A 22,486-nucleotide genomic window follows, 5' to 3' on the forward strand; every position below is an offset into this window, starting at 1 on the left:
GACGGCCATGGCTGCCGCGGTCATCGGCGGGCTGCTCGGCGGCGCCCCTGCGGCCACCGCGGCACCGGCGGACCACGGCTCCCCGGGCGCCTCCACACCGGAGCGCGACAGCAGCGACGGCATACCGCCCGTATGGCCGCGCCCTCAGTCGCTGCGGGCACACGGGGCGGAGCTGGCCCTGGGGGACGAGGCCACGCTCATAGCCGACGGCGACGCCGATCCGTACGCCCTGGACGCACTGCGCGGCCTGCTGCACGACGCGGGGGTGCGCACCGTCAACGAGGCCACGCCCGGTGGCAAGGCCCCGACGCGCGGACTGGTGGTGCAGATGGGCGGCCGGGGCGCGAACAGCGCGCTGCGCGCCCTGCGCGCGCCCGAGCGCGGCGACCTCCCGTCCGGCGGCTATCTCCTGGCCACGGGCCCGGTGGAGGGGCGGCCCACGGTCGCGCTGTCCGGCGTCGGCCCCGACGGTCTCTTCCACGCCGTCCAGACCCTGCGCCAGCTACTGGTGAAGCGGGAGGGCCGGAGCTCCGCCGTCGCCGGGGTGACCGTCCGCGACTGGCCCGGAACGGCCGTAAGGGGCACGACCGAGGGCTTCTACGGCTCCCCGTGGTCGCACCGCGACCGGCTGGCCCAGCTCGACTTCATGGGCCGCACCAAGCAGAACCGCTATCTCTACGCGCCCGGCGACGACCCTTACCGGCAGGCCCGCTGGCGCGACCCCTACCCCGCCGAGCGGCGCGAGGAGTTCCGCGAGCTGGCCACGCGCGCCCGGGCCAACCACGTCACCCTCGGCTGGGCGGTCTCCCCCGGCCAGGAGATGTGCTTCTCGTCCTCGAAGGACCTCAAGGCGCTGCTCCGTAAGGTCGACGCCATGTGGGCGCTCGGGGTGCGCTCCTTCCAGCTGCAGTTCCAGGATGTCAGCTACAGCGAGTGGCACTGCGACGCCGACGCCGACACCTTCGGCTCCGGCCCGGAAGCCGCCGCCACCGCACAGGCCAAGGTGGCAGGCGCCCTCGCCCGCCATCTGGCCGGCCGCTACCCCGGCTCGGCCCCGCTGTCCCTGATGCCGACCGAGTACTTCCAGGACGGCGACACCGAGTTCCGGCGCACGCTGGCCGGTGCGCTCGACGACGGCGTGGACGTCGCCTGGACCGGAGTGGGAGTGGTGCCCAGGACCATCACCGGCGGTGAGCTGGCCGGTGCCCGGTCGGCGTTCGGCCACCGCCTGGTCACCATGGACAACTATCCGGTCAACGACTGGGCGCAGGACCGGATCTTCCTCGGCCCGTACACCGGCCGCGACCCGGCGGTGGCCACCCAGTCCGCGGCGCTGCTGGCCAACGCCATGGAACAGCCGACCGCCTCCCGGATCCCGCTGTTCACCGCCGCCGACTTCGCCTGGAACCCGCGCGGCTACCGCCCCCAGGAGTCCTGGCAGGCGGCCATCGACGACCTCGCGGGCCCCGACGCCAAGACCCGCGCCGCCCTGCGCGCCCTCGCCGGGAACGACGCCTCCTCGATGCTCGGCGGCGACGAGTCCGCGTATCTGCGCCCGCTCTTCGACGCGTTCTGGACGGCCCTGGCCGGTACGGACGTGGGGCGGCTGGAGCGGTCCGGGGACCGGCTGCGCGACGCCTTCCGGACCATGCGTGACGCCCCCGAGCGGCTGTCCCGCACGCTGGGCGACGATGTGCGGCCCTGGCTCGACCAGCTCGGCCGGTACGGCGACGCGGGCGTGCGGGCCGTGGACATGCTCACCGCCCAGGCGCGTGGCGACGGAGCGGCGGCCTGGAAGGCCCGGCTCGCGGTGGAGGCGCTGCGCGAGAAGATCGGGCACAGCCGGGTCACGGTCGGAAAGGGCGTCCTCGACCCCTTCCTCGCCAAGGCCCTGACTCGGGCGGACGCCTGGTCCGGCGTGGACCGGACCCCGAAGCAGGGGCTGCGGACCGGCAAGGACGACCACGCGGCGGCCGACGGTAAGGCGGCCACGGAGGTGGCCTCGCCCGGCCGCCCGGTCACGGTGCGCTTCGGCCGCAGCCGTCCGCTCTCCGCCGTCTCCGCGCTCACCACCCGGGTCCAGGACACCTCACCGGGCACCGTGGAGGCGCATGTCCCCGGTAAGGGCTGGCGCAGCCTCGGCGCGCTCTCGGGCAGCGGCTTCACCCAGGTCAGGGCGGCGGACGGGGAGAAGGACCTGCTGGCGGACGCGATCCGGCTCAGTTGGCCGACCGGCACCACCCCGCCCGCCGTGCATGAGATCACCCCCTGGTTCGGAGACACCCCGGACGCCGAGCTCACGCTGTCCCACAAGACGGCGGACGCGGAGATAGGCGGCGGCGCGGCCGTCGTCGAGGCCCAGTTGGTCTCCCACCGCCCCGGCGATGTGAACGGCGACCTTACGGTGAAGGCGCCGCACGGCATCACCGTCCGCGCCCCCGGCGGGGTGACGGCCCCGCGCGGCGGCGCGGTGACCGCCCGTTTGGAGATATCGGTGGCCCAGGGCACCAAGGCGGGCAGCTACTCCCTCCCCGTCCGCTTCGGGTCGGAGGAGCGCATGCTGACCGTAAGGGCGTTCCCGCGCGCCGATGGCCCGGACCTGGCCCGTGCGGAGGGCACGAAGGCGACCTCGTCCGGCGACGAGACCGCCGACCTCCCGGCGTCCGCCGCGATCGACGGCAAGGCGGACACCCGCTGGTCCTCCCGGCCCGAGGACGGCGCCTGGCTCCAGCTTGAGCTGGCCCACCCGGCCCGGATCGGCCGCCTTGAGCTGAACTGGCAGGACGCCTACGCCTCCCGCTACCGCGTCCAGGTCTCCGCGGACGGCCGCACCTGGCGCGACGGGGCGACGGTCGCCCATGGGAAGGGCGGGCGGGAGTCGATCGGCATGGACGCCCCGGGCACGCGTTTCATCCGCGTCCAGGGCGTCGAGCGCGCCACCCGCTTCGGCTACTCCCTCTGGTCGGTCGCCGCCTACGCGGTCCAGAAGGATTAGAGCCCTCTCCGTTTCGGCTCCCCGGCGCCCCGCCCGGGCACCGGGAGCTTCGGGCCCCTGTCCTACCGGCCAGGGGCGAACCGAGCCTCAAAAAAATGGTGACCCGGGTCTCAGGCAGATTTGCCGTCGATCCGGGCCATCGCGTCTTCCGCGCCGTATGCCTGCAGGTATGGCAGCCAGCGGGGGTCCCTGTGCCCCGTGCCGATGATCCGCCACGCGAGCCCCGCAGGCGGTGCGGGTTGATGGCGCAGCCGCCAGCCGATCTCGGCGACATGGCGGTCTGCTTTGACATGGTTGCAGCGACGGCACGCGGCGACCACGTTTTCCCAGGTGTGCTGCCCGCCACGGCTGCGCGGGATGACGTGATCGACGCTGGTTGCGACGCCACCGCAATACGCGCATCGGCCGCCGTCGCGGGCGAACAGCGCGCGGCGGGTGAGCGGGACGGGGCCGCGAAAGGGCACCCTCACAAAGCGCTTCAGCCGGACGACGCTGGGTGCGGGGATCGCGCGGGTAGCGCTGTGCATCAGGGCGCCTGAGTCCTCGAGGCTGATGGCCTTGTCATTGAGGACGAGTACGAGCGCGCGGCGGAGCGGTACGACGCCGAGGGGCTCGTACGACGCGTTGAGGACCAGGACATGCGGCACGGGGGCCTCCTTGTACGCCGGCGGCGCGTGGCTCGCGCCGGGACGATCTCCCCCAGTTTCCCCTGAACCCTGGCCGGAACGCCACTATCACCGGGTTAACGGTTGAGAGGCATTTCCGCGTACCGCGCGTATACCGCCCGCGCGCGGTAGGGGCGGCGGCCCCTTGACCACCGTTCCGACGGCCTTCCGGCGCCCTCGCGCGCGGGGTGGGCGGGCGAGGGGGTACCACTGCGGAGTGGCAAGAATCACGGGGCCGTCCAAGCGGTGCCGCCGCCCGCCCCCCGACCGGGGCAGAAGGTGGAATTGCGGCCTCCGGCCCGCTCATACGCGCCCCCTGAGCACGCTCGCGCGCTCTCGAACACAGGAACGGTGCGTCTCGCGCCCGGCTACTGTGTCAGACGGTTGCGCGCGCAGTGTTCCGTGCGGGCATGTCGCATACGAAGGGTTTCTGCTGTGTTCTGGTCCGCTGCTGCCCTGGCCGCAGACTCGACGCCTCGTCCCACGACTCTCGACGATGCGCATAGGAGCGCCACGAACGCCGCGGGCTGGGTGGAGGAGAACTGGTCCACCTGGCTCGGCATCGGCCTGCGCATAGCCCTGATCCTGATCATCGCCTTCGTGCTCCGGTCCGTCATCCGGCGGGCGATCACCAAGCTGATAGAGCGCATGAACCGCACGGCCCAGGCCGTCGACGGCACCGCGCTCGGCGGGCTGCTGGTCAATGTGGAGCGACGGCGACAGCGTTCCGCGGCGATCGGCTCGGTGCTGCGCTCCGTCGCCTCGTTCATGATCATGGGCACCGCGGCGCTGATGATCCTCTCCGCGCTGCAGATCAATCTGGCGCCGCTGCTGGCCAGTGCCGGGGTCGCGGGTGTGGCGATCGGTTTCGGCGCCCGCAATCTGGTCACCGACTTCCTCTCCGGTGTCTTCATGATCCTCGAGGATCAGTACGGGGTCGGCGACACGGTCGACGCCGGGGTGGCCTCGGGCGAGGTGATCGAGGTCGGACTGCGCGTCACCAAGCTGCGCGGGGACAACGGCGAGATCTGGTACGTGCGCAACGGCGAGGTCAAGCGGATCGGCAACCTCAGCCAGGGCTGGGCGACGGCCGCGCTCGACGTCCAGGTCCGGGCCGAGGAGGATCTGGACCACGTCCGCTCCGTGATCACGCAGGTCGGTGTGGACATGGCCAAGGACGAGCCGTGGAACGAGCGGCTGTGGGAGCCGATCGAGGTCCTGGGGCTCGACGCGGTCTATCTGGACTCGATGATCGTCCGGGTGTCGGCGCGGACCATGCCCGGCAAGTCGCTCGGTGTCGAGCGGGAGCTGCGCTGGCGGATCAAGAAGGCGCTGAACGAGGCGGGTATTCAGCTCGTCGGCCGGCCCCTGGACCCGGAGCTGCAGACCGAGGGCGTCGATCCGTCGGCCATCACGGCGGCGCCGTCGGAGCTGTCCAACCCGGAGTCGCCGCAGTCCACGGCGGCCAGCCCGCTCTCCTCCCCCGCCGCTCCGTCCGCCACCCCCTCCGCGACGGTGCCGCCGCCCGCACAGAAGTGAACGCGCCGCCCGCGCGGAAGTAGACGCGGCAGTAGGCGCGGCGGACATGGCAGGGCTCCCGCCCCGGGGCATGGCAGGGCTCCCGCCCCGGGAAGGGACGGGAGCCCGATGAGAACCGTAAGGAGCTCAGGCCCGGCTCAGCGGCGGTGGTGTCCGCCGAACGAGGTGAGGTAGCCGGCCGCGGGCGTGCCCACGCCGGTCACATCGTCGTAGCCCACGACCGCGTGCAGCGAGCTGTCCCGGCCGAGGCTGCGCAGCGAGGTCACCAGCCCGTCGGAGTCGTCGTGGCTGTTGACGTAGTCGACCCGGACCACGCCCAGCGAGACACCGGCGCCCAGCGGGTGGTCGGTCACATCGTGGTACGAGGCGGTGCCGTACCGGTCGTACAGCGACGGGTTGGCGAAGCCGATCGGCTGGCCGCCGCGGGCCTGCTGGGCGAGCGCCTGGACACCGGCGATCACGGGCGCGGCCAGCGAGGTGCCGCCGATGCGGTACTCGCCGTACTGGAGCGATCCGTCCGGGAAGGTCTGCGTCTGGCCCACCAGGAAGCCGGTGTTGGGGTCGGCCACCGCCGCGACGTCCGGGGTCACCCGCTGCTTGGCCGTGCCGCCGTTGGCCAGGGCGAGCGAGTCCGGCACCACTCCGCGCTGGTAGAAGGGCTGGGCGACGGTCTTGCTGGTGCCGCCTCCGGCGCCGGAGGTGTACCCGCCGGGCAGCCCGTCCCAGTTGGTGCCGTCGGCCGAGAGGGTGGCCTTGGTGGTGCCCCAGCCGGTCTCCCACTGGTACTTGTCGCCCTTGCCGACGGCCAGGGAGGTACCACCGACCGCCGTCACCCACGCCGAGTTGGCCGGGGTGTCGACCTGCTTGGTGCCGGTGGAGGCCACGTTGTCGCCGTTGTCACCGGAGGAGAAGTAGAAGCCGATGCCCTCGACCGCGCCCTGCTGGAAGATCTGGTCGTAGGCGGCGGCCACGTCCGGTGTCTCGTTGGCCTCCACATCGCCCCAGGAGTTGGAGACGATGTCGGCCAGCCGGTTGTCGACGACCTTGGCGAGCGAGTCGAGCAGATCGTTGTCGGTGCAGGAGGCTCCGCCGACGTAGACGATGTCGGCCGCGGGCGCCACCGCGTGTACCGCCTCGACGTCGAGGGTCTCCTCGCCGTACCAGCCGCCCGCGTCGCACTCCTCGGTGTTCCGGTAGTCGGCCGGCAGGACCTGCGTCAGCTGCCCCTTGCGGTAGGCCGCATCGCCGTTGCGCTGGGCGTACTTGGCGGCGTCCGCGGCGATGGTCGGCGAGGCGAAGGCGTCGGTGATGGCGACGGTGACGCCCTTACCGGTGTTACGGCTCTTGGCCCCGTAGGCGGCGCGCAGCTCCTCGCCGGTGTACCCCTTGATCGCGTACGGCTGCTTGGCGCCGTACGCCGACGGCAGGCTCCGGTTGGTCCGGGAGCCGTAGGAGGTGGAGAACGGCCCGGCGTTCTTGAAGACCGGTCCGGGGGGCGGGAGGGTCTCGTCGTGCTTGGCCCGCTTGGGCGCGTTGTCCAGGCCGACGACGGTCAGCACGGCGCCATGGAGCGAGGCGGGCACGGTGGCCGCGTTCGACGGCGCCCGGTAGACCGTGCCGTCCTTGGTGTAGTTGTGCAGCTCGGTGCCGAACGCCCGCTCGGCGGCGGCGACTTCGCCGGTGACGGACAGATAGTGCTGGTTGCCGCCGGTGACGTCGAGGCCGGAGCCCTTCAACCAGGCGGTCACGGCGTCCTTCTGTTGCCGTGTCGCTCCGAAACGTGCCTGGGTCTGCCGGGCCGAGAGATACCTGCCGTAGTCCGGCGAGGAGGGGTCGGACACGGCCTTCGCGTAGTCGGCCAGCGCCTTGGCGTCCCGTCCGGCGAGGTAGACGCGGGCGGTGACCTTATTGCCGTCATCGGTGGTGCCGCGGTCCGAACGCACCGTCGCCCAGGCGGGCTTGGTGCCGCTCAGGGTGTCACGGCCCTGTGGTGTGGAGTCGGCCTGGGCCGTGGGTATGCCCAGTGCCAGCGCACCGGCCACCAACGGCAGCGCCGCCGCCAGCCCCAAGGCCGTGCGCTGTCTGGAACGGTCCGCGCGCTTCCCGGAAGAAGAAGATCTCACCAAACCCCCTGCGATACGAGTAGTCGCATTCCGGTGGGGGCCGACGATCACAGCCACCCCACCGGGGGCCACTCTTACGGTGACTTGTCCATGCCAGGTACATGCGAGATCCATCTCTTCGCCAAGAACCCGCCAAGGAAAGCCCACCCATGACCCATTGACGCCACCCCGGTCCGCCCCCTAGCTTGCTGTTCATCAATAGGAAACTTTCTTAACAGAGTGAGGACGGGGGCAGCACATGGCCGCACCACCCGGCAGCAGCACGCAGGGCGGCACGCCCGGGACCCCCCGCGTCCTCCGCGCCATGAACGACCGCGCCGCACTGGATCTGCTGGCCGCGCACGGGCCGCTCACCCGGACCCGGCTCGGGGAGCTGACCGGGCTGTCCAAGCCCACCGCCTCCCAGTTGCTGACCCGCCTGGAGTCCGTCGGCCTGGTCCGCACGACCGGAAACGTCACCGGACGGCCGGGGCCCAACGCGCAGCTTTACGAGATCGATCCGGCCGCCGCCCATGTGGCCGCGCTCGCCGTCGACCAGGAGGGCATCACCGCCGCCGTCGCCGACATCACCGGCCAGGTGGCCGGTGAGCACCGGGTGACGGCCCCGGCGACCGACGAGAGCCTGACCAACCGGACCGGAGAGCTGGTCGCCGAGGCGGTGGACGGCGCGCTGGCCGCCGCCGGACTCGGCCGCGACGATCTGCACTCCACCGTGATCGGCACCCCCGGCGCGCTCGACCCGCGCACCGGGAAGCTGCGCTACGCCCCGCATCTGCCCGGCTGGCAGTCCCGCACCCTGCGGGACGAGCTGGCCGAGGTGCTGCACACCCCGATCGTCATCGAGAACGACGTCAATCTCGCCGCCATCGCCGAACAGCACCACGGCACCGCCCAGGACTTCGACGACTTCGCGCTGGTCTGGGCCGATGAGGGGGTCGGCGCGGCCATCGTGCTCGGCGGCACCCTGCTGCGCGGCGCCACCGGCGGGGCCGGTGAGATCGGCTATATGCCGCTGCCGGGTGCCCCGCTGGCCCAGGGCGGACCGGACGCCGCCGCCCGGCCGGACGGGGGCGGGGGGTTCCAGATGCTGGTCGGCTCGCCCGCCGTCGTGGAACTGGCCCGCGACCACGGGATCGACGCGCCCACGGCCACCAAGGCGCTCGCCGCCGCGCTGCGCACCCCCGGCGCGGGCGACGAGGTGCTGACCGAGCTGGCCCGCCGGCTGGCCACCGGGCTGGCCTCCGTCGTCGCCGTGGTCGACCCGGAGCTGGTCGTCCTTTCGGGTGAGGTCGCCCAGGCCGGCGGGGAACGCCTGCGTGAGCTGGTCGAGACGGAGATGACCGGTCTCGCACTGCCCCGCCCGCAGTTGCGGATCAGTGAGATCGAGGGGGATCCGATTCTCATCGGTGCGCTGCGGACGGCGGTCGCCGATGCCCGTCAGACCGTTTTCGACACCGCCCGATTCGACGCCTGATTCACCGCCCCATTCTCCCCGTACTTCCTCGTTCATCATCCGGCGCCCGCACCGCCGCTTCCCCCTGCCGTCCCCCCGTACCGCAGTAAAGGAAGTCCCCCATGCCACGAAAACTGGCCGCTCTCGCGTCGGTGCTGAGCGCCGGCGCCCTCCTCCTGACAGGCTGCGCCAATCCCAGCACCGGCAGCGCCGAGGACGATCCTTCCAAACCCGTCACGCTGAAGTTCTGGCACGGCTGGTCGGAGGAGAGCGAGGTCAAGGCGATCGATGCCAGTATCGCCCGGTTCGAGAAGCTCCACCCCAATATCAAGGTGAAGGCGACCGGGAACGTCACCGACGCCACCGTGAACCAGGCGCTGCGGGCCGGCGGAAACGATGCCCCCGATGTCGTCTCCTCCTTCACCACCAACAATGTGGGGCAGTACTGCTCGTCCGGGATGTGGGTGGACCTCAATCCGTTCATGAAGAAGACCGGGCTGGACAAGGCCAAGGTCTTCCCGAAAACGCTGCTGGACTACACGAGCTACGAGGGCGACCAGTGCGCCCTCCCGCTGCTCGCCGACGCGTACGGCATGTACTACAACAAGGACGCCTTCGCCGAAGTGGGCATCAAGCGGCCGCCCCGCACCATGTCGGAGCTGCGGCGCGACGCCGTCAAGCTGACCAAGCGCACCAAGAGCGGCGGCTATCAGCGGGTCGGGTTCATGCCCAATTTCCGGCTCTACCAGAACAGCCCGGACCGGCTCTTCGCCCAGTGGGGCCCGTCCTATTTCGGCAAGGACGGCAAGGCGCGGCTGGCGAAGGAGAAGGCGGCCAAGGAGTTCTACGCCACCACCCGGGAGCTGATCCGGAGCCAGGGCGGCTATGGCCCGCTGGAGACGTTCCGCACCTCCTTCGGCGATGAGATGTCGTCCCAGAACGCCTTTCTCACCGGAAAGCTCGCCATGCATATGGACGGCGAATGGCGCGGACTCTTCATGAAAGGCGCGAAGTTCAAGTGGGGCACCGCTCCGCTGCCGGTGCCCGACGACCGGCCCGAAACCTATGGCCGGGGCTATCTCACCGGCACCGTGGTCGGCATCGCGCACTCCAGCACCCACCAGAACGCCGCCTGGGAGCTGGTGAAGTTCCTGACCGCCGACACCGATCAGGTGGTCGCCTTCGCCAACGCCATTCACAATGTGCCGTCCACCAAGGCGGCGCTCACCTCCCCGAAACTGGACTCGGATCCCACCTTCCGGGCCTTCCTCGATATCGCGCAGAACCGCTACAGCACCGCCCTGCCGCCCTCGATCAACGGCGGTCAGTACGTCACCTCGCAGCAGGACTTCTCCTACGGCGTGGAGGCGGGCAAGGTGCACGATCTGGACGCGGGGCTACGGAAACTCGATGACGAGATAGACGCCGACAATCTCCAGGCACAGAACTGACGGAGTGCGATATGGCCACCTTGACAAACGCCCCCGCTCTGCGCCGCAAAGCACGGCGGGAGCGGCTGCGCACCCTCGGTTTTCTCTCCCCCTGGCTGGTCGGCTTCACCGTCTTCTTCGGCTATCCGCTGATCGCCACCGTCTACTTCTCCTTCATGCACTACAACCAGATCGAGGCCCCGACCTTCGTGGGGCTGCGCAACTGGCGTTATGTGCTGGAGCAGATGCCGCTGTTCGGACCGGCGCTGTGGAATACGCTCTGGCTGGTCGTGGTCATGGTGGCGCTGCGGGTCGTCTTCGGCCTGGGCATCGGACTACTGGTCACCAAGATCAAGTCCGGGGTGGGATTCTTCCGCACCGCCTTCTATCTGCCGTATCTCGCCCCTCCGGTGGCGGCCACCGTCGCCTTCGTCTTTCTGCTCAATCCCGGCACCGGCCCGGTGAACGACATCCTCGGGAATATCGGGATCCACGCGCCGAATTGGTTCAACGACCCGGCCTGGGCCAAGCCGTCCCTCGTGCTGCTCTCCCTGTGGGGCATCGGGGATCTCATGGTCATCTTCATGGCGGCCCTGCTGGATGTGCCCAAGGAGCAGTATGAGGCGGCCGAGCTCGACGGCGCCGGGGCGTTCCACAAGTTCCGCTATGTGACCTGGCCGTCGATCACCCCGATCGTGATGTTCGCGGTCGTGACGGGCGTCGTTCAGACCATGCAGTACTACACCCAGGCGCTGGTCGCCGGAAAGCTCGCCTCCGGGGTCAGCATCGGGCCCGGATCGGTCATCCAGCCCGGCTATCCCGACCACTCCACGCTCACCGTGCCGCAGCTCGTCTACTCGCTCGGCTTCCAGAACTTCAACACCGGAGCCGCCTGCGTGCTCTCGCTCGTGCTGTTCGCGATAGCGATGGCCGTGACGACACTGCTGATGCGCAAGCGTGCCGGACTGCTGTCGGCCGAGGACTGAGCCGAGGACTGAGAGGACCGATCCGCCATGCCCGCCACCACCGCCCTCTCGGCGCCACCCGCGCCCGCGCGGCCCGCCGCCGGCCGCTCCCCCGCCCCCGCCGCCCGCCGCCGCGCCGCGCTGCACTGGATCGCCGTGCACACGGTCGCCATCGCCGCCGCGCTCTTCTTCATCCTGCCTTTCGTCTTCGTCTTCCTGACCTCGGTGATGAGCGACGACCAGGCGCTGAGCGGCGATCTGTGGCCCACCGAATGGAACTGGTCGAATTACGCCGACGTCTTCAACACTCCGGGCTTTGTGGACTGGTGGCGCAATTCGCTGTTGTACGCCGGGCTCGGCACCCTGTTCACGGTCTGTTCCTCCATTCCGGTGGCCTACGCCCTCGCCAAATTCCGCTTCCGCGGCCGCCGCACCGCCATGATCATGGTCATCTCCACGATGATGCTGCCGCCGCAGGTGATCGTGATCCCGATGTATCTGGTCTGGGCCCAGCAGCTTCATCTCTCGGGTTCGCTGTGGCCGCTGATCATTCCGATGGCGTTCGGCGACGCGTACTCCATCTTTCTGCTGCGCCAGTTCCTGCTGACGATTCCCCGGGAGTACCTGGAATCGGCGAAGGTCGACGGCAGCGGTGAACTCGGCACGCTGCTGCGCATCGTGGTCCCGATGGCGAAGCCGGGGATCGCGGCCGTCGCGCTCTTCCAGTTCTTCTACTGCTGGAACGACTACTTCGGCCCGCAGATCTACGCCGCGCAGAATCCGGGCGCCTGGACGCTCAGTTACGGCCTGGAGAGCTTCAAGAGCGCGCACAGCGTCAACTGGAATCTGACGATGGCCGCGACTCTGCTCGTCATGGCCCCCGTGATCATCGTCTTCTTCTTCGCTCAGAAAGCCTTCGTCGAAGGCGTCACACTGACAGGAGTCAAGGGTTGAAGCTCGCAGTCGTGGGGGGCGGATCCACCTACACCCCCGAACTCATCGACGGATTCGCCCGGTTGCGGGACGCGCTCCCGCTGGAGGAGCTCGTCCTGGTCGACCCGGCCGCCGACCGGCTGGAGCTGGTCGGCGGGCTGGCGCGCAGGATCTTCGCCAAGCAGGGCCACCCGGGCACCATCTCGTGGACCGACGATCTGGACGCGGGCGTGGACGGCGCGGACGCGGTCCTGCTGCAGCTACGGGTCGGCGGTCAGGCCGCACGGAATCAGGACGAGACCTGGCCGCTGGAGTGCGGCTGTGTCGGACAGGAGACCACCGGCGCGGGCGGGCTGGCCAAGGCGCTGCGCACCGTCCCGGTGGTGCTGGACATCGCCGAGCGGGTGCGCCGCCGCAACCCCGACGCCTGGATCGTGGACTTCACCAACCCGGTCGGGATCGTGACCCGGGCGCTGCTCACCTCCGGGCACCGGGCGGTCGGCCTGTGCAATGTCGCCATCGGCTTCCAGCGGAAGTTCGCGAAGCTGCTGGGCGTCACCCCCGGCGAGGTGACGCTGGAGCATGTGGGCCTGAACCACCTCACCTGGGAGCGCGCGGTGCGCATCGGCGGCACCGACGGCGAGGATGTGCTGCCCAAGCTGCTCGCGGAGCACGGCGAGGCGATCGCCGAGGATCTGCGGATGCCGCGCACGCTGGTGGACCGGCTCGGCGTCGTCCCCTCCTACTATCTGCGCTACTTCTACCAGCACGACGCGGTGGTCAGGGAGCTGCGCAGCAAGCCGTCCCGGGCGGCGGAGGTCGCGGCGATCGAGCGGGAGCTGCTGGAGATGTACGGCGATCCGACGCTGGACGAGAAGCCCGAGCTGCTCGGCAAGCGCGGCGGGGCGTTCTACTCGGAGGCGGCGGTCGATCTCACCTCGTCCCTGCTGGGCGACACCGGTGAGGTGCGGATCGTCAATACGCTCAACGACGGCACCCTGCCCTTCCTGCCCGACGACGCGGTGATCGAGGTCCCGGCGGCCGTCAACGCACAGGGCGCGAAGCCACTGCCCGTGCGCCCCCTCGAGCCCCTGTTCGCCGGTCTGGTCTCCAATGTCACGGCGTACGAACACCTGGCGCTGGAGGCGGCGTTGAAGGGCGGCCGGGAGCGGGTCTTCCAGGCGCTGCTGTCCCACCCCCTCATCGGCCAGATCGAATACGCCGAGAAGCTGACCGACGACCTCATCGCGCACAACCGGGAGCATCTGGCGTGGGCCTGACCCAGTCCGTATCGACCCCCTCACCTTCCCCTTCGTCTCCTCCGGCCGCTTCCTCCGCGGCTGAGCCGGACCGGTCGGTCCTGGCGATCGACGCGGGCAACAGCAAGACCGATGTCGCGCTCGTCGGCCCGGACGGCTCCGTCCTCGGCGCGGCCCGCGGCGGCGGCTTCCAGCCCCCCGTCGTGGGCGCCGAGGCCGCGGTCGGCTCGCTCGCGCCCCTGGTGGAGGAGGCGGCGCGGCAGGCGGGCGGGTCCGGTCCACCGCGCGCGGGGCATATCTCGGCGTGTCTGGCCAACGCCGATCTGCCCAGCGAGGAGGAGGAGCTGACGGTCGTACTGGCCGATCGCGGCTGGGGCGCCACCGTCACGGTCGCCAACGACACCTTCGCCCTGCTGCGGGCCGGGGTCGCCGACGACGGCGAGCCGACCGGCGTCTCCGTGGTCTGCGGCGCGGGCATCAACTGCGCCGGGATCGGCCACGGCGGCCGGGTGGCCCGCTTCCCCGCCATCGGCCGGATCTCCGGCGACTGGGGCGGCGGGGGCTATCTGTCGGAGGAGGCGCTGTGGTGGGCGGCGCGCGCGGAGGACGGCCGCGGCGAGCCGACCGAGCTGGCCCGCGCCCTGCCCGCGCAGTTCGGCCTGACCACCATGTACGAGCTGATCGAGGCGCTGCATCTGGGCCGGCTGGACGGGGCCAGGCGGCATGAGCTGACGCCGGTGCTCTTCGCGGTGGCCGACGCCGGCGACGAGATCGCGCGGGCGATCGTCGACCGCCAGGCGGAGGAGGTGGTGACCATGGCCACGGTCGCCCTCGGCCGCCTCGATCTGCTGGGCGAGGAGACACCGGTGGTGCTGGGCGGCGGGGTGCTCGCGGCCCGCCATCCGCTGCTGGACGACCGGATCCGCGAACTGCTGGCGGAGCGCGCCCCGAAGGCCGAGCCGCGCGTGGTCACCGCACCGCCGGTGCTGGGCGCCGCGCTGCTGGGCCTGGACCGCACCGGCGCGCCGGAAGCGGCGTACGCCCGGCTGCGCGCGCACTACGCCCCGGCTGATGACACGGAAAGTGGAACCGAAAGCCCGTCCGAAGCGTATTGAAAAGGGGAGGGAAGATCGCGATCCGAACAAGATCCAGGCTCGACCGGTGACCTCTCCCGGCGCCGCGGTCCATACTGCTGCGACACCGACCGCGACACCAACTACGGAATCCGGGCCAAGGGGGAGGTCTTGTGTCATACCCGCCGACCACCGGCAGAGCCGCGCCGCCACCCGCGCCCGCGGCCCCGCCGCGGACCGCGTGGCGTGAGGGGCTCGACCGGGCGCGGGCGGCGGCGACGACCGAGCCCGGCCGGCTGCGCCTCATCGGGGCGGTGCTGGCCGCGCTGGTGGTCGCCTTCGGCGCGGTCACGGCCTGGCAGGTCTCCGACCGGCAGACCGCGGCGGACGCCGTGGCCGAGCGCAGCCAGCCGCTGAGCGCCGACGCGGCGCAGATCTACCACTCCCTGGCCGACGCGGACACCACGGCGACCCGTGGCTTCCTGGCGGGCGGCCAGGAGCCCGCCCAGGTCCGCCAGCGGTATGTGCGGGACATCGACACCGCCTCCAAGCTGCTGGTGAGCGCCGCCGCCAATACCGGGGGCTCGGCCTCCGCCCGCGAAGAGATACGGAAGATCAACCAGCTATTGCCGGTCTACACCGGTCTGGTCGACTCCGCGCGCGCCAACAACCGCCAGGGGCTGCCGCTGGGCGGCGCCTATCTGCGCTATGCCAACGACACCATGCGCACCCGGCTGCTGCCCGCCGCAGGCAGGCTCTATCAGGCCGAGACCGCCCGCCTCGGGGATGACTACGAGGACGCCGAGGCATGGCCGTGGGCGGCGATCGGCACCGGCCTGGTCGCCCTGGGCGCGCTGGGGTGGGCCCAGCGCCGCCACTACCAGCGGACGAACCGGGTGCTCAACCACGGCATGCTCGCCGCCACGGCCGCCTCCACGGTGGTGATGCTGTGGCTGGTGGTCGGCCATGCGGTCGCCAGCACCGAGCTCAGCGACTCCAACGACCACGGGGCGAAGTCCCTCCAGGTGCTCAACGAGGCGCGGATCGACTCCCTGCGGGCCCGCGCCGACGAGAATCTGACCCTGGTGGCGCGCGGCGCGGTCGTCGTCGACGAGGACGGCGCCAACAAGGGCAAGGACGCCTACGACGTCAGCTACGGCTCGCAGATGTCCGCGCTCGTGGGGAAGTCGTCCGGCGGCCGCCCCGCGGACGGCAGCCTGCTGGACAAGGCGCGCGCCCTCGCGGACGACGACGCGGGCCGCGAGCCGCTGGAGAAGGCCGCCGACCGGGTCAAGGAATGGCAGGTGCGGCACAAGGCCGCCCGCACCGCCGATGACGGGGGCGACTACAAGACGGCGCTGACCAAGGTCATCGGCGCCAAGGACAGCACCGGCGAGTCCTTCGACGCGGTGGACAGCCAGCTGGCCGAGGCCCTCGACCACGAGCAGCGGGAGTTCCAGCAGGCCGCCGACGACGGACGCGGCGCGTTCACCGCCATGGCACTGGGCGCCGGAGTGCTGGCCGTGCTGGGAGCCGCGGGCGCGGTGCTGGGCATAGGCCGCAGACTGTCGGAGTACCGATGAGGACGATGGGGGGCGGAAGCATGCGATCGCTGCGATCGGCCGCCGCGGTGACGGTATGCGCCCTGGGCGTGGCCACGGCCATCGCGGTGCCGGCGATGATGGACGACGGCGGCGACGCCGACAGCAAGGGCGGTGCGCCGCGCCCGCAGACGATGCGGGCCGACGCCGAGGCCGACGCCGAGGCCGAGGCCGCGGCGGACGGTTGCCGCGACCCCGAGGCGAGCCTGCGCCCGTCCAGCGCCAGCGGCCCGGCCATCAAGCGGATCAAGAACCGTGAGGTCAACGGCCATAAGCTCAACAAGCTGATCGCCGGCGTCGACCAGAACAGCTACCGCTGGGGATACCGCGATCCGGCCACCGGCGACCTCACCGGCTTCGACATCGACCTGGTGCGCGCCATAGCCGAGGACATATTCGGCGATCCGGACGCGGTCATCTTCCGCACCATCCCCACCAGTCAGCGCATCAAGGCCCTGCAGCAGGGCAAGGTGGACGTCGTGGTGCGCACCATGACCATCAACTGCGACCGGATCAAGGACGTCGCGTTCTCCACCGCGTACTTCCAGGCCGGGCAGCAGGTGCTGGTCGCCGACGACTCGTCCATCACCGGCTACAACAAGACCCTGCGCGGCAAGAGGGTCTGCACCGCGCAGGGTTCCACCGCCGAGGCCGAGCTGGACAAGCCGGACACCGGGGCCGAGCATCTGGGCGCGATCAAGGTCAAGCCCGTTCCCAACCAGCTCGATTGTCTGGTCAGGCTGCAACTCGGCCAGGTGGACGCGGTGATCACCGACAATGCGCTGGCGGCCGGCCAGGCGGCCCAGGACCCCTCCGTCAAGCTGGTCGGCTCGCGATTCACCGATGAGTTCTACGGCGTGGCGATGAACAAGGACGACGACGACCTGGTACGCCGGGTCAACAAGGTTCTGGAGAACTACCGCCAGGGCGGTGCCGGCAGCCCCTGGATGCAGGCCTACCAGAAGTGGCTCGCCAAGGATTTCAGCACGGCACAGGAGAATCCGGTCCCACCCGCCCCCGAGTACAAGGACTAGCGCCGGACCCGGACACATCGGGTACGTGCAAGGATCACGGACCGGCAAGGATTAGCACCCGCCTCACACGCGTAGGGATGACGCTGCAGACGGATCACACAACGGTTACGGACATGGAGAGGTGATCGATGGGGGTCCCGGGACCCTTCCCCAGCTTCGCGGGGGCACCCGACGGCCCGGTCATGGGCCGTGAGGAGGTGGACCGCGCGCTGGCGAAGCTCGCCGCCGAACACGAGGCGATCGAGTCCTCGCTGCTCGCCCTCCAGGACCACGCGGGCAGAAGGCTTCTCGAGGGCGCCGAGCTCACGGGCGTCACCAAGGACCGGTGGTCCACCACCGAGCAGGCCATCTCTCTCCTCTGGAGCTACTTCGACGCGTACTCCGAGGCCCTCACCCGCGCCCGTGAGCTGCGATCCCGTCACCGCTGGCCAACCCAGGACGAGCTGACCGAGCTCACCGAGCTGCTGTGCGGCACCGCGATCACCCTGCCCAGCAGCGCCACCCTCGGCGGATCGCCCCTGCTCAGCGAGGAGTTGAGCCTGGACCGGCTGGTCGACCGGATGAACCGCTGGTACGCCGAGGCTCTTGGCGTCATCGTCAGCGCCGACGCCGTCTGGTCCGCGCTGCCCGCCCGGATCGACATGCTCTCCGCCGAGCTGCACCGCACCCGTTCGCTCGCCCACTCCGTCGGAGTGCGTCCCGGTGAGCACCCCTCGGGGGACGATCTGGAGCAGATCACCGCCGAGCTGACCGCGCTGCGCGCCGAAGTGGTCTCCGACCCGCTGGCCTTCTGGAAACCGGCCCGCGGCAGCTCCGCGCCCGGCGGCGGCAGCCCCGACACCCAGCGCTACGACCGCTCCGCCCGCGCCCTGGAGGATGTGCGACGGGAGATCGAGGCGGTCCTGGATGTGCGGCAGGACGCCGAGCGGCGGCTGATGCGGCTGCGGGATGTGCTCTCCCGCGCCGATCGCACCCTGGCGGAGGCGCGCCAGGCGCGCGGTGAGGTGCTCGCGAAGATCGCGGCGTCGGAGGTGCCGGCCGTCAGCGGCCCGCCGACCGCGCTGCACGAGCAGTTGGTCGCCGCCGCCGACTACCGCAGGCGCTCCCAGTGGCACCGGCTCTCGCCGCTGCTGGAGAGCCTGGAGCAGCGCGCCGACGACGAATTGCTGCGGGCCCGCGAGTCGTTGACCGCGGTCACCGCGCCGCTGGCGGTCCGCGCCGAGCTGCGCGGCCGTCTCGACGCGTACAAGGCGAAGGTCGCCCGCCACGGCATGGCGGAGGATCCGATGCTGGTGGAGCGGTATGACGTGGCCCGCCGGATGCTGTGGAGCGCCCCGTGTGATCTGCGGGTGGCCGAGCAGGCCGTGCTGCGCTATCAGCAGGCGGCGGCCGAGGCCCTGGTGCCACGCCAGACGGGCCCGGCCGACGAAGGTATCGAGGGAGGCACGAAATGACTGCGGCGGTCGCCGCCTGCCAGCGGCGTGACTGCGGCGGGTCCTACGAGGACGTGGGCGGAGGCGAGCTGTACTGCGATGTCTGCGGTATGGCCCCGGTCGTCTCACCGCAGGGGTTGGTGGCCTCACCGCCCACCGGGATCACCGGGCAGGGCGGACCGGTCGGGGGCTCCTCGTCTTCGGGAGGAGGCTCGTCATCGGGCGGCGGATCCTCGTCGTCGGTCAGGGGCTCCTCCCTGTCGTCCGGCCAAGGATCCTCCCCGTTGTCCGGCCGGGACTCCTCGTCCGGCGCCTCGGGCCGGTCGCGTTCGGCACGCTCCTCCTCGTCCCGGCGCTCGGTGTCCGGGCGGCTGTCCCGCTCCATGTCCGGGCGGACCTCGTCGCGTTCGGTCTCGGTGCGCAGCTCCCGCTCCTCCACCTCGGCCTCCTCGGGGCGGAACGCACTGGGCGCCGGTCTGGTCAGCGTCCCGGATGTGCCGCGCCCCGATCCGCGGACGGCGGTGCTCGCGGACCCCGAGGTCCCCGAGCGGAAGCGGTTCTGCAGCCGCGGGGACTGCGGTGCCCCGGTGGGCCGCGCCCGCGGCGAGCGGCCGGGCCGCACCGAGGGGTTCTGCACCAAATGCGGCCATCCGTACTCGTTCGTACCGAAGCTGAACCCCGGTGACATCGTCCACGGCCAGTACGAGGTCGCGGGCTGTCTGGCGCACGGCGGGCTCGGCTGGATCTATCTGGCCATCGACCGCGCGGTCTCGGACCGCTGGGTGGTCCTCAAGGGCCTGCTGGACACGGGCGACGAGGAGGCCCTGGCGGCCGCCGTCTCCGAGCGCCGCTTCCTCGCCGAGATCGAGCACTCCAACATCGTCCGGATCTACAACTTCGTCGAGCATCTCGACCAGCGCACCGGCAGCCTCGACGGCTACATCGTCATGGAGTACGTGGGCGGCAAGTCCCTCAAGGACATCGCCAACGCCCTGCGCACCACCGACGGCCGGCGCAATCCGCTGCCCGTCGAGCAGGCCTGCGCCTACGGCATCGAGGCCCTGGAGGCGCTCGGCCATCTGCACAGCCGCAATCTGCTCTACTGCGACTTCAAGGTCGACAACGCCATTCAGCAGCAGGACCAGCTCAAACTGATCGACATGGGCGCGGTCCGGCGGATGGACGACCACGACAGCCCCATCTACGGAACGGTCGGCTACCAGGCCCCCGAGATCGCCGAGACCGGCCCGTCGGTCGCCTCCGATCTCTACACGGTGGCGCGCACCCTGGCCGTGCTCACCTTCGACTTCCAGGGCTATACCAACGTCTTCGTGGACAGCCTGCCGGACCCCGAGCACATCGAGGTCTTCCGGCGCTATGAATCCTTCTACCGGCTGCTGGTGCGGGCCACCGACCCGGACCCGGGGCGCCGCTTCGCCTCCGCGCGGGAAATGGCCGACCAGCTCACCGGGGTGCTGCGAGAGGTCGTGGCGCTGCAGACCGGGCGGCCCCGGCCGGCCCTGTCCACCCTCTTCGGACCCGAACCACGCGTCGTGGACACCGAGTTGTTCGCCGACGACGGCCAGGATCCGTCCCTGCTGGGCGCCCGGCCCATCGGCCGGGGTGCCACCGCGCCCGTCCCCGCGCAGCGGCCGCCGGGCCCGCTGGCCCTGCCGCTGCCCGCCATCGCCACGTTGGAAGGGGGAGCCACCGCGCTGGCGCTCCCGGTGCCGCTGGTGGACCCGGACGACCCCAACGCCGGGTTCCTGGCCGGGCTGCTGGCCGCCGAGCCCGCCGAGATGAGCGCCGCGCTGCGGACCGCGCCCGTCGACTCGGTCGAGCTGCGGCTGCGCCGGGTCCGCGCCCAGCTCGAGCTGAGCCAGGAGCAGGACGCGGGCGTCGCGCTCACCGGTCTGGAGGCCGCGTACAGCGACGACTGGCGGATCGTCTGGTACCGGGGGCTGCACGCGCTGGCCACCGGCGACCGCGAGACGGCTGCGCTCTCCTTCGACGGCGTCTACGACGCGTTCCCCGGTGAGCCCGCGCCCAAGCTGGCGCTCGGCGTCTGCGCCGAGGTCCTCGGCCAGTTGGACAACGCGGCGGAGTACTACCGGCTGGTGTGGGCCACCGACCCGAGCTTTGTGAGCGCCGCCTTCGGCCTCGCCCGGGTCCTGCTGTGCTCCGGGGACCGGGCGGGCGCGGTGCGGGCCCTGGAATCGGTCCCGGAGTCCTCGATCCACTACACGGCGGCGCGGGTCGCCGCCGTAAGGGCCCGGCTGCGCCAGCGCGCCCCATACGACGCCCTGCTGGGCGATCTGGCGGCCTCGGCCGCCCAGGTCGAGCGGCTGGGCGAGTTCGGGCTGGACGCGGTGCGGCGCGAGCGGCTGCGTACGGAGGTCCTGGGCAGTGCCCTGGATTGGGTACTGTCCGGCAGCAGCGGGGCGCCCCCGGGACACAACCGGCCGCCTCTGCTCGGCAGCAGCCTCGACGAGCGCGGGCTGCGCTTGGGATTGGAGCGCTCGTACCGGGTACTCGCCAGACTCGCGCAGCGAGGCGAGGAGAGGATCGAACTGGTGGAGCGGGCCAACCGTTTCCGCCCCAGGACGTGGGTGTGATCGATGTCGCAGATGCCGCAGCCGGCCCGGCTGTCAGCCTGCCCGACCTGTGATGAGCCGCCGCAGGCGGGGGACAGATACTGCGATCAGTGCGGTGCCGATCTGACGGCGGCGGCCGCGCCGGCGGCGCCGACGCCCGGCGACCGGCCGGTGCCGCCGCAGTCGAACGGCGCGGCGCGGTCCCCCCACCCGGAGCCGGAGCCGGACGACTACGAGCTGGCCGCCCCGGTCCCCGACGGGTACGGACAGCCGGCCGATCCGCGGGCCGCGGAGGCGCTCGGCGCGCCCGAGGCGGCGCCACCCACCGAGACCGGCACCCCCCCGGAGATCGACACGGGGGCCAACGCGAGTACGCACACCAGCGCGGCGACCAGCACGGGCAGCATGGCGGGCACCGACACCGGGGCGGACCCCCGGCTGCCCGGCGGCGAGCACCGCGCCCGGTGCACCGCGTGCCAGGAGGGCACCATCGACCAGGACGGATACTGCGAGCGCTGCGGACACGCCCAGGCACGCGAACGCGACCATATGGAGAGCGAGTTGGAGGGCATCGCCGCGGCCACCGACCGAGGGCTGCGCCATCACCGCAATGAGGACGCGTTCGCGGTGTCCGCCGCCGCGCTGCCCGACGGCTCACCGGTCATGGTCGCCGTGGTGTGCGACGGCGTCTCCTCGGCCACCCGCCCCGACGAAGCCTCGGCCGCCGCGGCCCATGTGGCCGGTGAGGCGCTGCGGGCCTCGCTGCCGCGCGGCGCCCACCCCCAGCAGGCCATGAACGAGGCGATCGTCGCCGCCGCCGAGGCGGTCAACTCGCTGGCCATGGAGACCGGCGCGGCCCCTGCCCACCCCGAGGGCCAGCGCCATCAGAACGCACCGGCCTGCACCATCGTCAGCGCCGTCGTCACCAGCGACATCCTCACCATCGGCTGGGTCGGCGACAGCCGCGCCTACTGGGTCCCCGACGACCGTACGGCCCCGCCGGCCCGGCTCACCGAGGACGACTCCTGGGCGGCCCAGATGGTGGCCGCGGGGCTGATGTCGGAGGCGGAGGCGTACGCGGACCAGCGCGCCCACGCCATCACCGGCTGGCTCGGGGCGGACGCCTATGAGCTGGAGCCCCACACCGCCTCCTACAAACCGGACCGGCCGGGCGTCGTGGTGGTGTGCACCGACGGGCTGTGGAACTACGCCGAATCGGCGGAGCAGATGGCCCGCGCGGTGCCGTCGGACGCCCGTTCCCGGCCGCTGAACAGCGCCCAGATCCTGGTCGGCCACGCCCTCGACGGCGGGGGCCACGACAACGTAACAGTGGCGGTCGTGCCGTTCCCCGCGGCCCCGGGCCGGGCAGGATCCGCCTGACGGTCGCCA

15 protein-coding genes are annotated in these 22,486 nt (G+C 71.4%); 13 read left to right on the forward strand and 2 right to left on the reverse strand.

Annotation, left to right across the window (positions count from 1 at the left end):
* The first annotated feature begins 7 nt into the window (after positions 1–7).
* On the forward strand, positions 8–2,995 hold the full coding sequence (locus STRVI_RS37260) for a beta-N-acetylglucosaminidase domain-containing protein (protein ID WP_043237146.1): 2,988 nt from the start codon (positions 8–10) through the stop codon (positions 2,993–2,995).
* Between the two features lie 110 nt (positions 2,996–3,105).
* Here the strand turns inward: STRVI_RS37260 and STRVI_RS37265 are convergent, their stop codons facing one another.
* Positions 3,106–3,642 (reverse strand): HNH endonuclease, encoded by a 537-nt coding sequence (locus STRVI_RS37265; RefSeq protein ID WP_014060731.1) that lies wholly within the window; start codon positions 3,640–3,642, stop codon positions 3,106–3,108.
* A gap of 453 nt (positions 3,643–4,095) precedes the next feature.
* Between STRVI_RS37265 and STRVI_RS37270 the strand changes: the two genes are divergently transcribed.
* Positions 4,096–5,199 (forward strand): mechanosensitive ion channel family protein, encoded by a 1,104-nt coding sequence (locus STRVI_RS37270; protein WP_014060732.1) that lies wholly within the window; start codon positions 4,096–4,098, stop codon positions 5,197–5,199.
* A 137-nt stretch (positions 5,200–5,336) separates the two neighbouring features.
* Here STRVI_RS37270 and STRVI_RS37275 read toward each other — a convergent pair whose 3' ends face one another.
* On the reverse strand, positions 5,337–7,262 hold the full coding sequence (locus STRVI_RS37275) for a S53 family peptidase (RefSeq protein ID WP_050994071.1): 1,926 nt from the start codon (positions 7,260–7,262) through the stop codon (positions 5,337–5,339).
* Positions 7,263–7,560: 298 nt separating this feature from the next.
* On the opposite strand from STRVI_RS37275, the gene STRVI_RS37280 reads away from it, so the two are divergent.
* The 11 genes from STRVI_RS37280 (at position 7,561) to STRVI_RS37330 (ending at position 22,477) form a co-directional block, all read left to right on the forward strand.
* Entirely contained in the window at positions 7,561–8,796 is a 1,236-nt protein-coding gene (locus tag STRVI_RS37280; RefSeq protein WP_014060734.1) for an ROK family transcriptional regulator, read from the forward strand.
* Positions 8,797–8,897: 101 nt separating this feature from the next.
* The gene (locus STRVI_RS37285) at positions 8,898–10,226 is read left to right on the forward strand and encodes an extracellular solute-binding protein (RefSeq protein ID WP_014060735.1); all 1,329 of its coding nucleotides are present in this window, start codon (positions 8,898–8,900) and stop codon (positions 10,224–10,226) included.
* Positions 10,227–10,237: 11 nt separating this feature from the next.
* On the forward strand, positions 10,238–11,191 hold the full coding sequence (locus tag STRVI_RS37290) for a carbohydrate ABC transporter permease (RefSeq protein ID WP_014060736.1): 954 nt from the start codon (positions 10,238–10,240) through the stop codon (positions 11,189–11,191).
* 27 nt (positions 11,192–11,218) lie between these two features.
* Positions 11,219–12,124 carry a carbohydrate ABC transporter permease gene (locus STRVI_RS37295; RefSeq protein ID WP_014060737.1) on the forward strand — a complete coding sequence of 302 codons (906 nt, stop codon included), beginning with the start codon at positions 11,219–11,221 and terminating at the stop codon, positions 12,122–12,124.
* A complete protein-coding gene (locus STRVI_RS37300) occupies positions 12,121–13,383 on the forward strand; it encodes a 6-phospho-beta-glucosidase (RefSeq protein WP_014060738.1) in 1,263 nt (420 codons plus the stop codon). The genes STRVI_RS37295 and STRVI_RS37300 overlap by 4 nt, the downstream gene beginning before the upstream one ends.
* 80 nt (positions 13,384–13,463) lie before the next feature.
* A complete protein-coding gene (locus STRVI_RS37305) occupies positions 13,464–14,477 on the forward strand; it encodes an N-acetylglucosamine kinase (RefSeq protein ID WP_050994073.1) in 1,014 nt (337 codons plus the stop codon).
* Positions 14,478–14,608: 131 nt separating this feature from the next.
* Positions 14,609–16,018 carry a hypothetical protein gene (locus STRVI_RS37310; RefSeq protein WP_014060740.1) on the forward strand — a complete coding sequence of 470 codons (1,410 nt, stop codon included), beginning with the start codon at positions 14,609–14,611 and terminating at the stop codon, positions 16,016–16,018.
* A gap of 20 nt (positions 16,019–16,038) precedes the next feature.
* Positions 16,039–17,070, forward strand: a complete 1,032-nt coding sequence (locus tag STRVI_RS37315; RefSeq protein ID WP_106685781.1) for a glutamate ABC transporter substrate-binding protein — start codon at positions 16,039–16,041, stop codon at positions 17,068–17,070.
* Positions 17,071–17,198: 128 nt separating this feature from the next.
* Complete coding sequence (locus STRVI_RS37320; protein WP_014060742.1) at positions 17,199–18,524, forward strand: hypothetical protein; 1,326 nt, start codon at positions 17,199–17,201, stop codon at positions 18,522–18,524.
* Positions 18,521–21,118, forward strand: coding sequence for a serine/threonine-protein kinase (locus STRVI_RS37325; RefSeq protein ID WP_014060743.1), 2,598 nt, complete (start codon positions 18,521–18,523; stop codon positions 21,116–21,118). The genes STRVI_RS37320 and STRVI_RS37325 overlap by 4 nt, the downstream gene beginning before the upstream one ends.
* 3 nt (positions 21,119–21,121) lie before the next feature.
* On the forward strand, positions 21,122–22,477 hold the full coding sequence (locus STRVI_RS37330; protein WP_014060744.1) for a PP2C family protein-serine/threonine phosphatase: 1,356 nt from the start codon (positions 21,122–21,124) through the stop codon (positions 22,475–22,477).
* Positions 22,478–22,486: the final 9 nt, after the last annotated feature.

It is taken from the genome of Streptomyces violaceusniger Tu 4113, assembly GCF_000147815.2.
Taxonomy (GTDB): domain Bacteria; phylum Actinomycetota; class Actinomycetes; order Streptomycetales; family Streptomycetaceae; genus Streptomyces; species Streptomyces violaceusniger_A.

Bases quoted from the DNA above. Each gene is read 5' to 3' on its own strand.
- STRVI_RS37260 (WP_043237146.1), top strand. From the start codon at position 8: ATGGCTGCCGCGGTCATCGGCGGGCTGCTCGGCGGCGCCCCTGCGGCC.
- STRVI_RS37280 (WP_014060734.1), top strand. From the start codon at position 7,561: ATGGCCGCACCACCCGGCAGCAGCACGCAGGGCGGCACGCCCGGGACC.
- STRVI_RS37285 (WP_014060735.1), top strand. From the start codon at position 8,898: ATGCCACGAAAACTGGCCGCTCTCGCGTCGGTGCTGAGCGCCGGCGCC.
- STRVI_RS37290 (WP_014060736.1), top strand. From the start codon at position 10,238: ATGGCCACCTTGACAAACGCCCCCGCTCTGCGCCGCAAAGCACGGCGG.
- STRVI_RS37295 (WP_014060737.1), top strand. From the start codon at position 11,219: ATGCCCGCCACCACCGCCCTCTCGGCGCCACCCGCGCCCGCGCGGCCC.
- STRVI_RS37315 (WP_106685781.1), top strand. From the start codon at position 16,039: ATGCGATCGCTGCGATCGGCCGCCGCGGTGACGGTATGCGCCCTGGGC.
- STRVI_RS37320 (WP_014060742.1), top strand. From the start codon at position 17,199: ATGGGGGTCCCGGGACCCTTCCCCAGCTTCGCGGGGGCACCCGACGGC.
- STRVI_RS37325 (WP_014060743.1), top strand. From the start codon at position 18,521: ATGACTGCGGCGGTCGCCGCCTGCCAGCGGCGTGACTGCGGCGGGTCC.
- STRVI_RS37330 (WP_014060744.1), top strand. From the start codon at position 21,122: ATGTCGCAGATGCCGCAGCCGGCCCGGCTGTCAGCCTGCCCGACCTGT.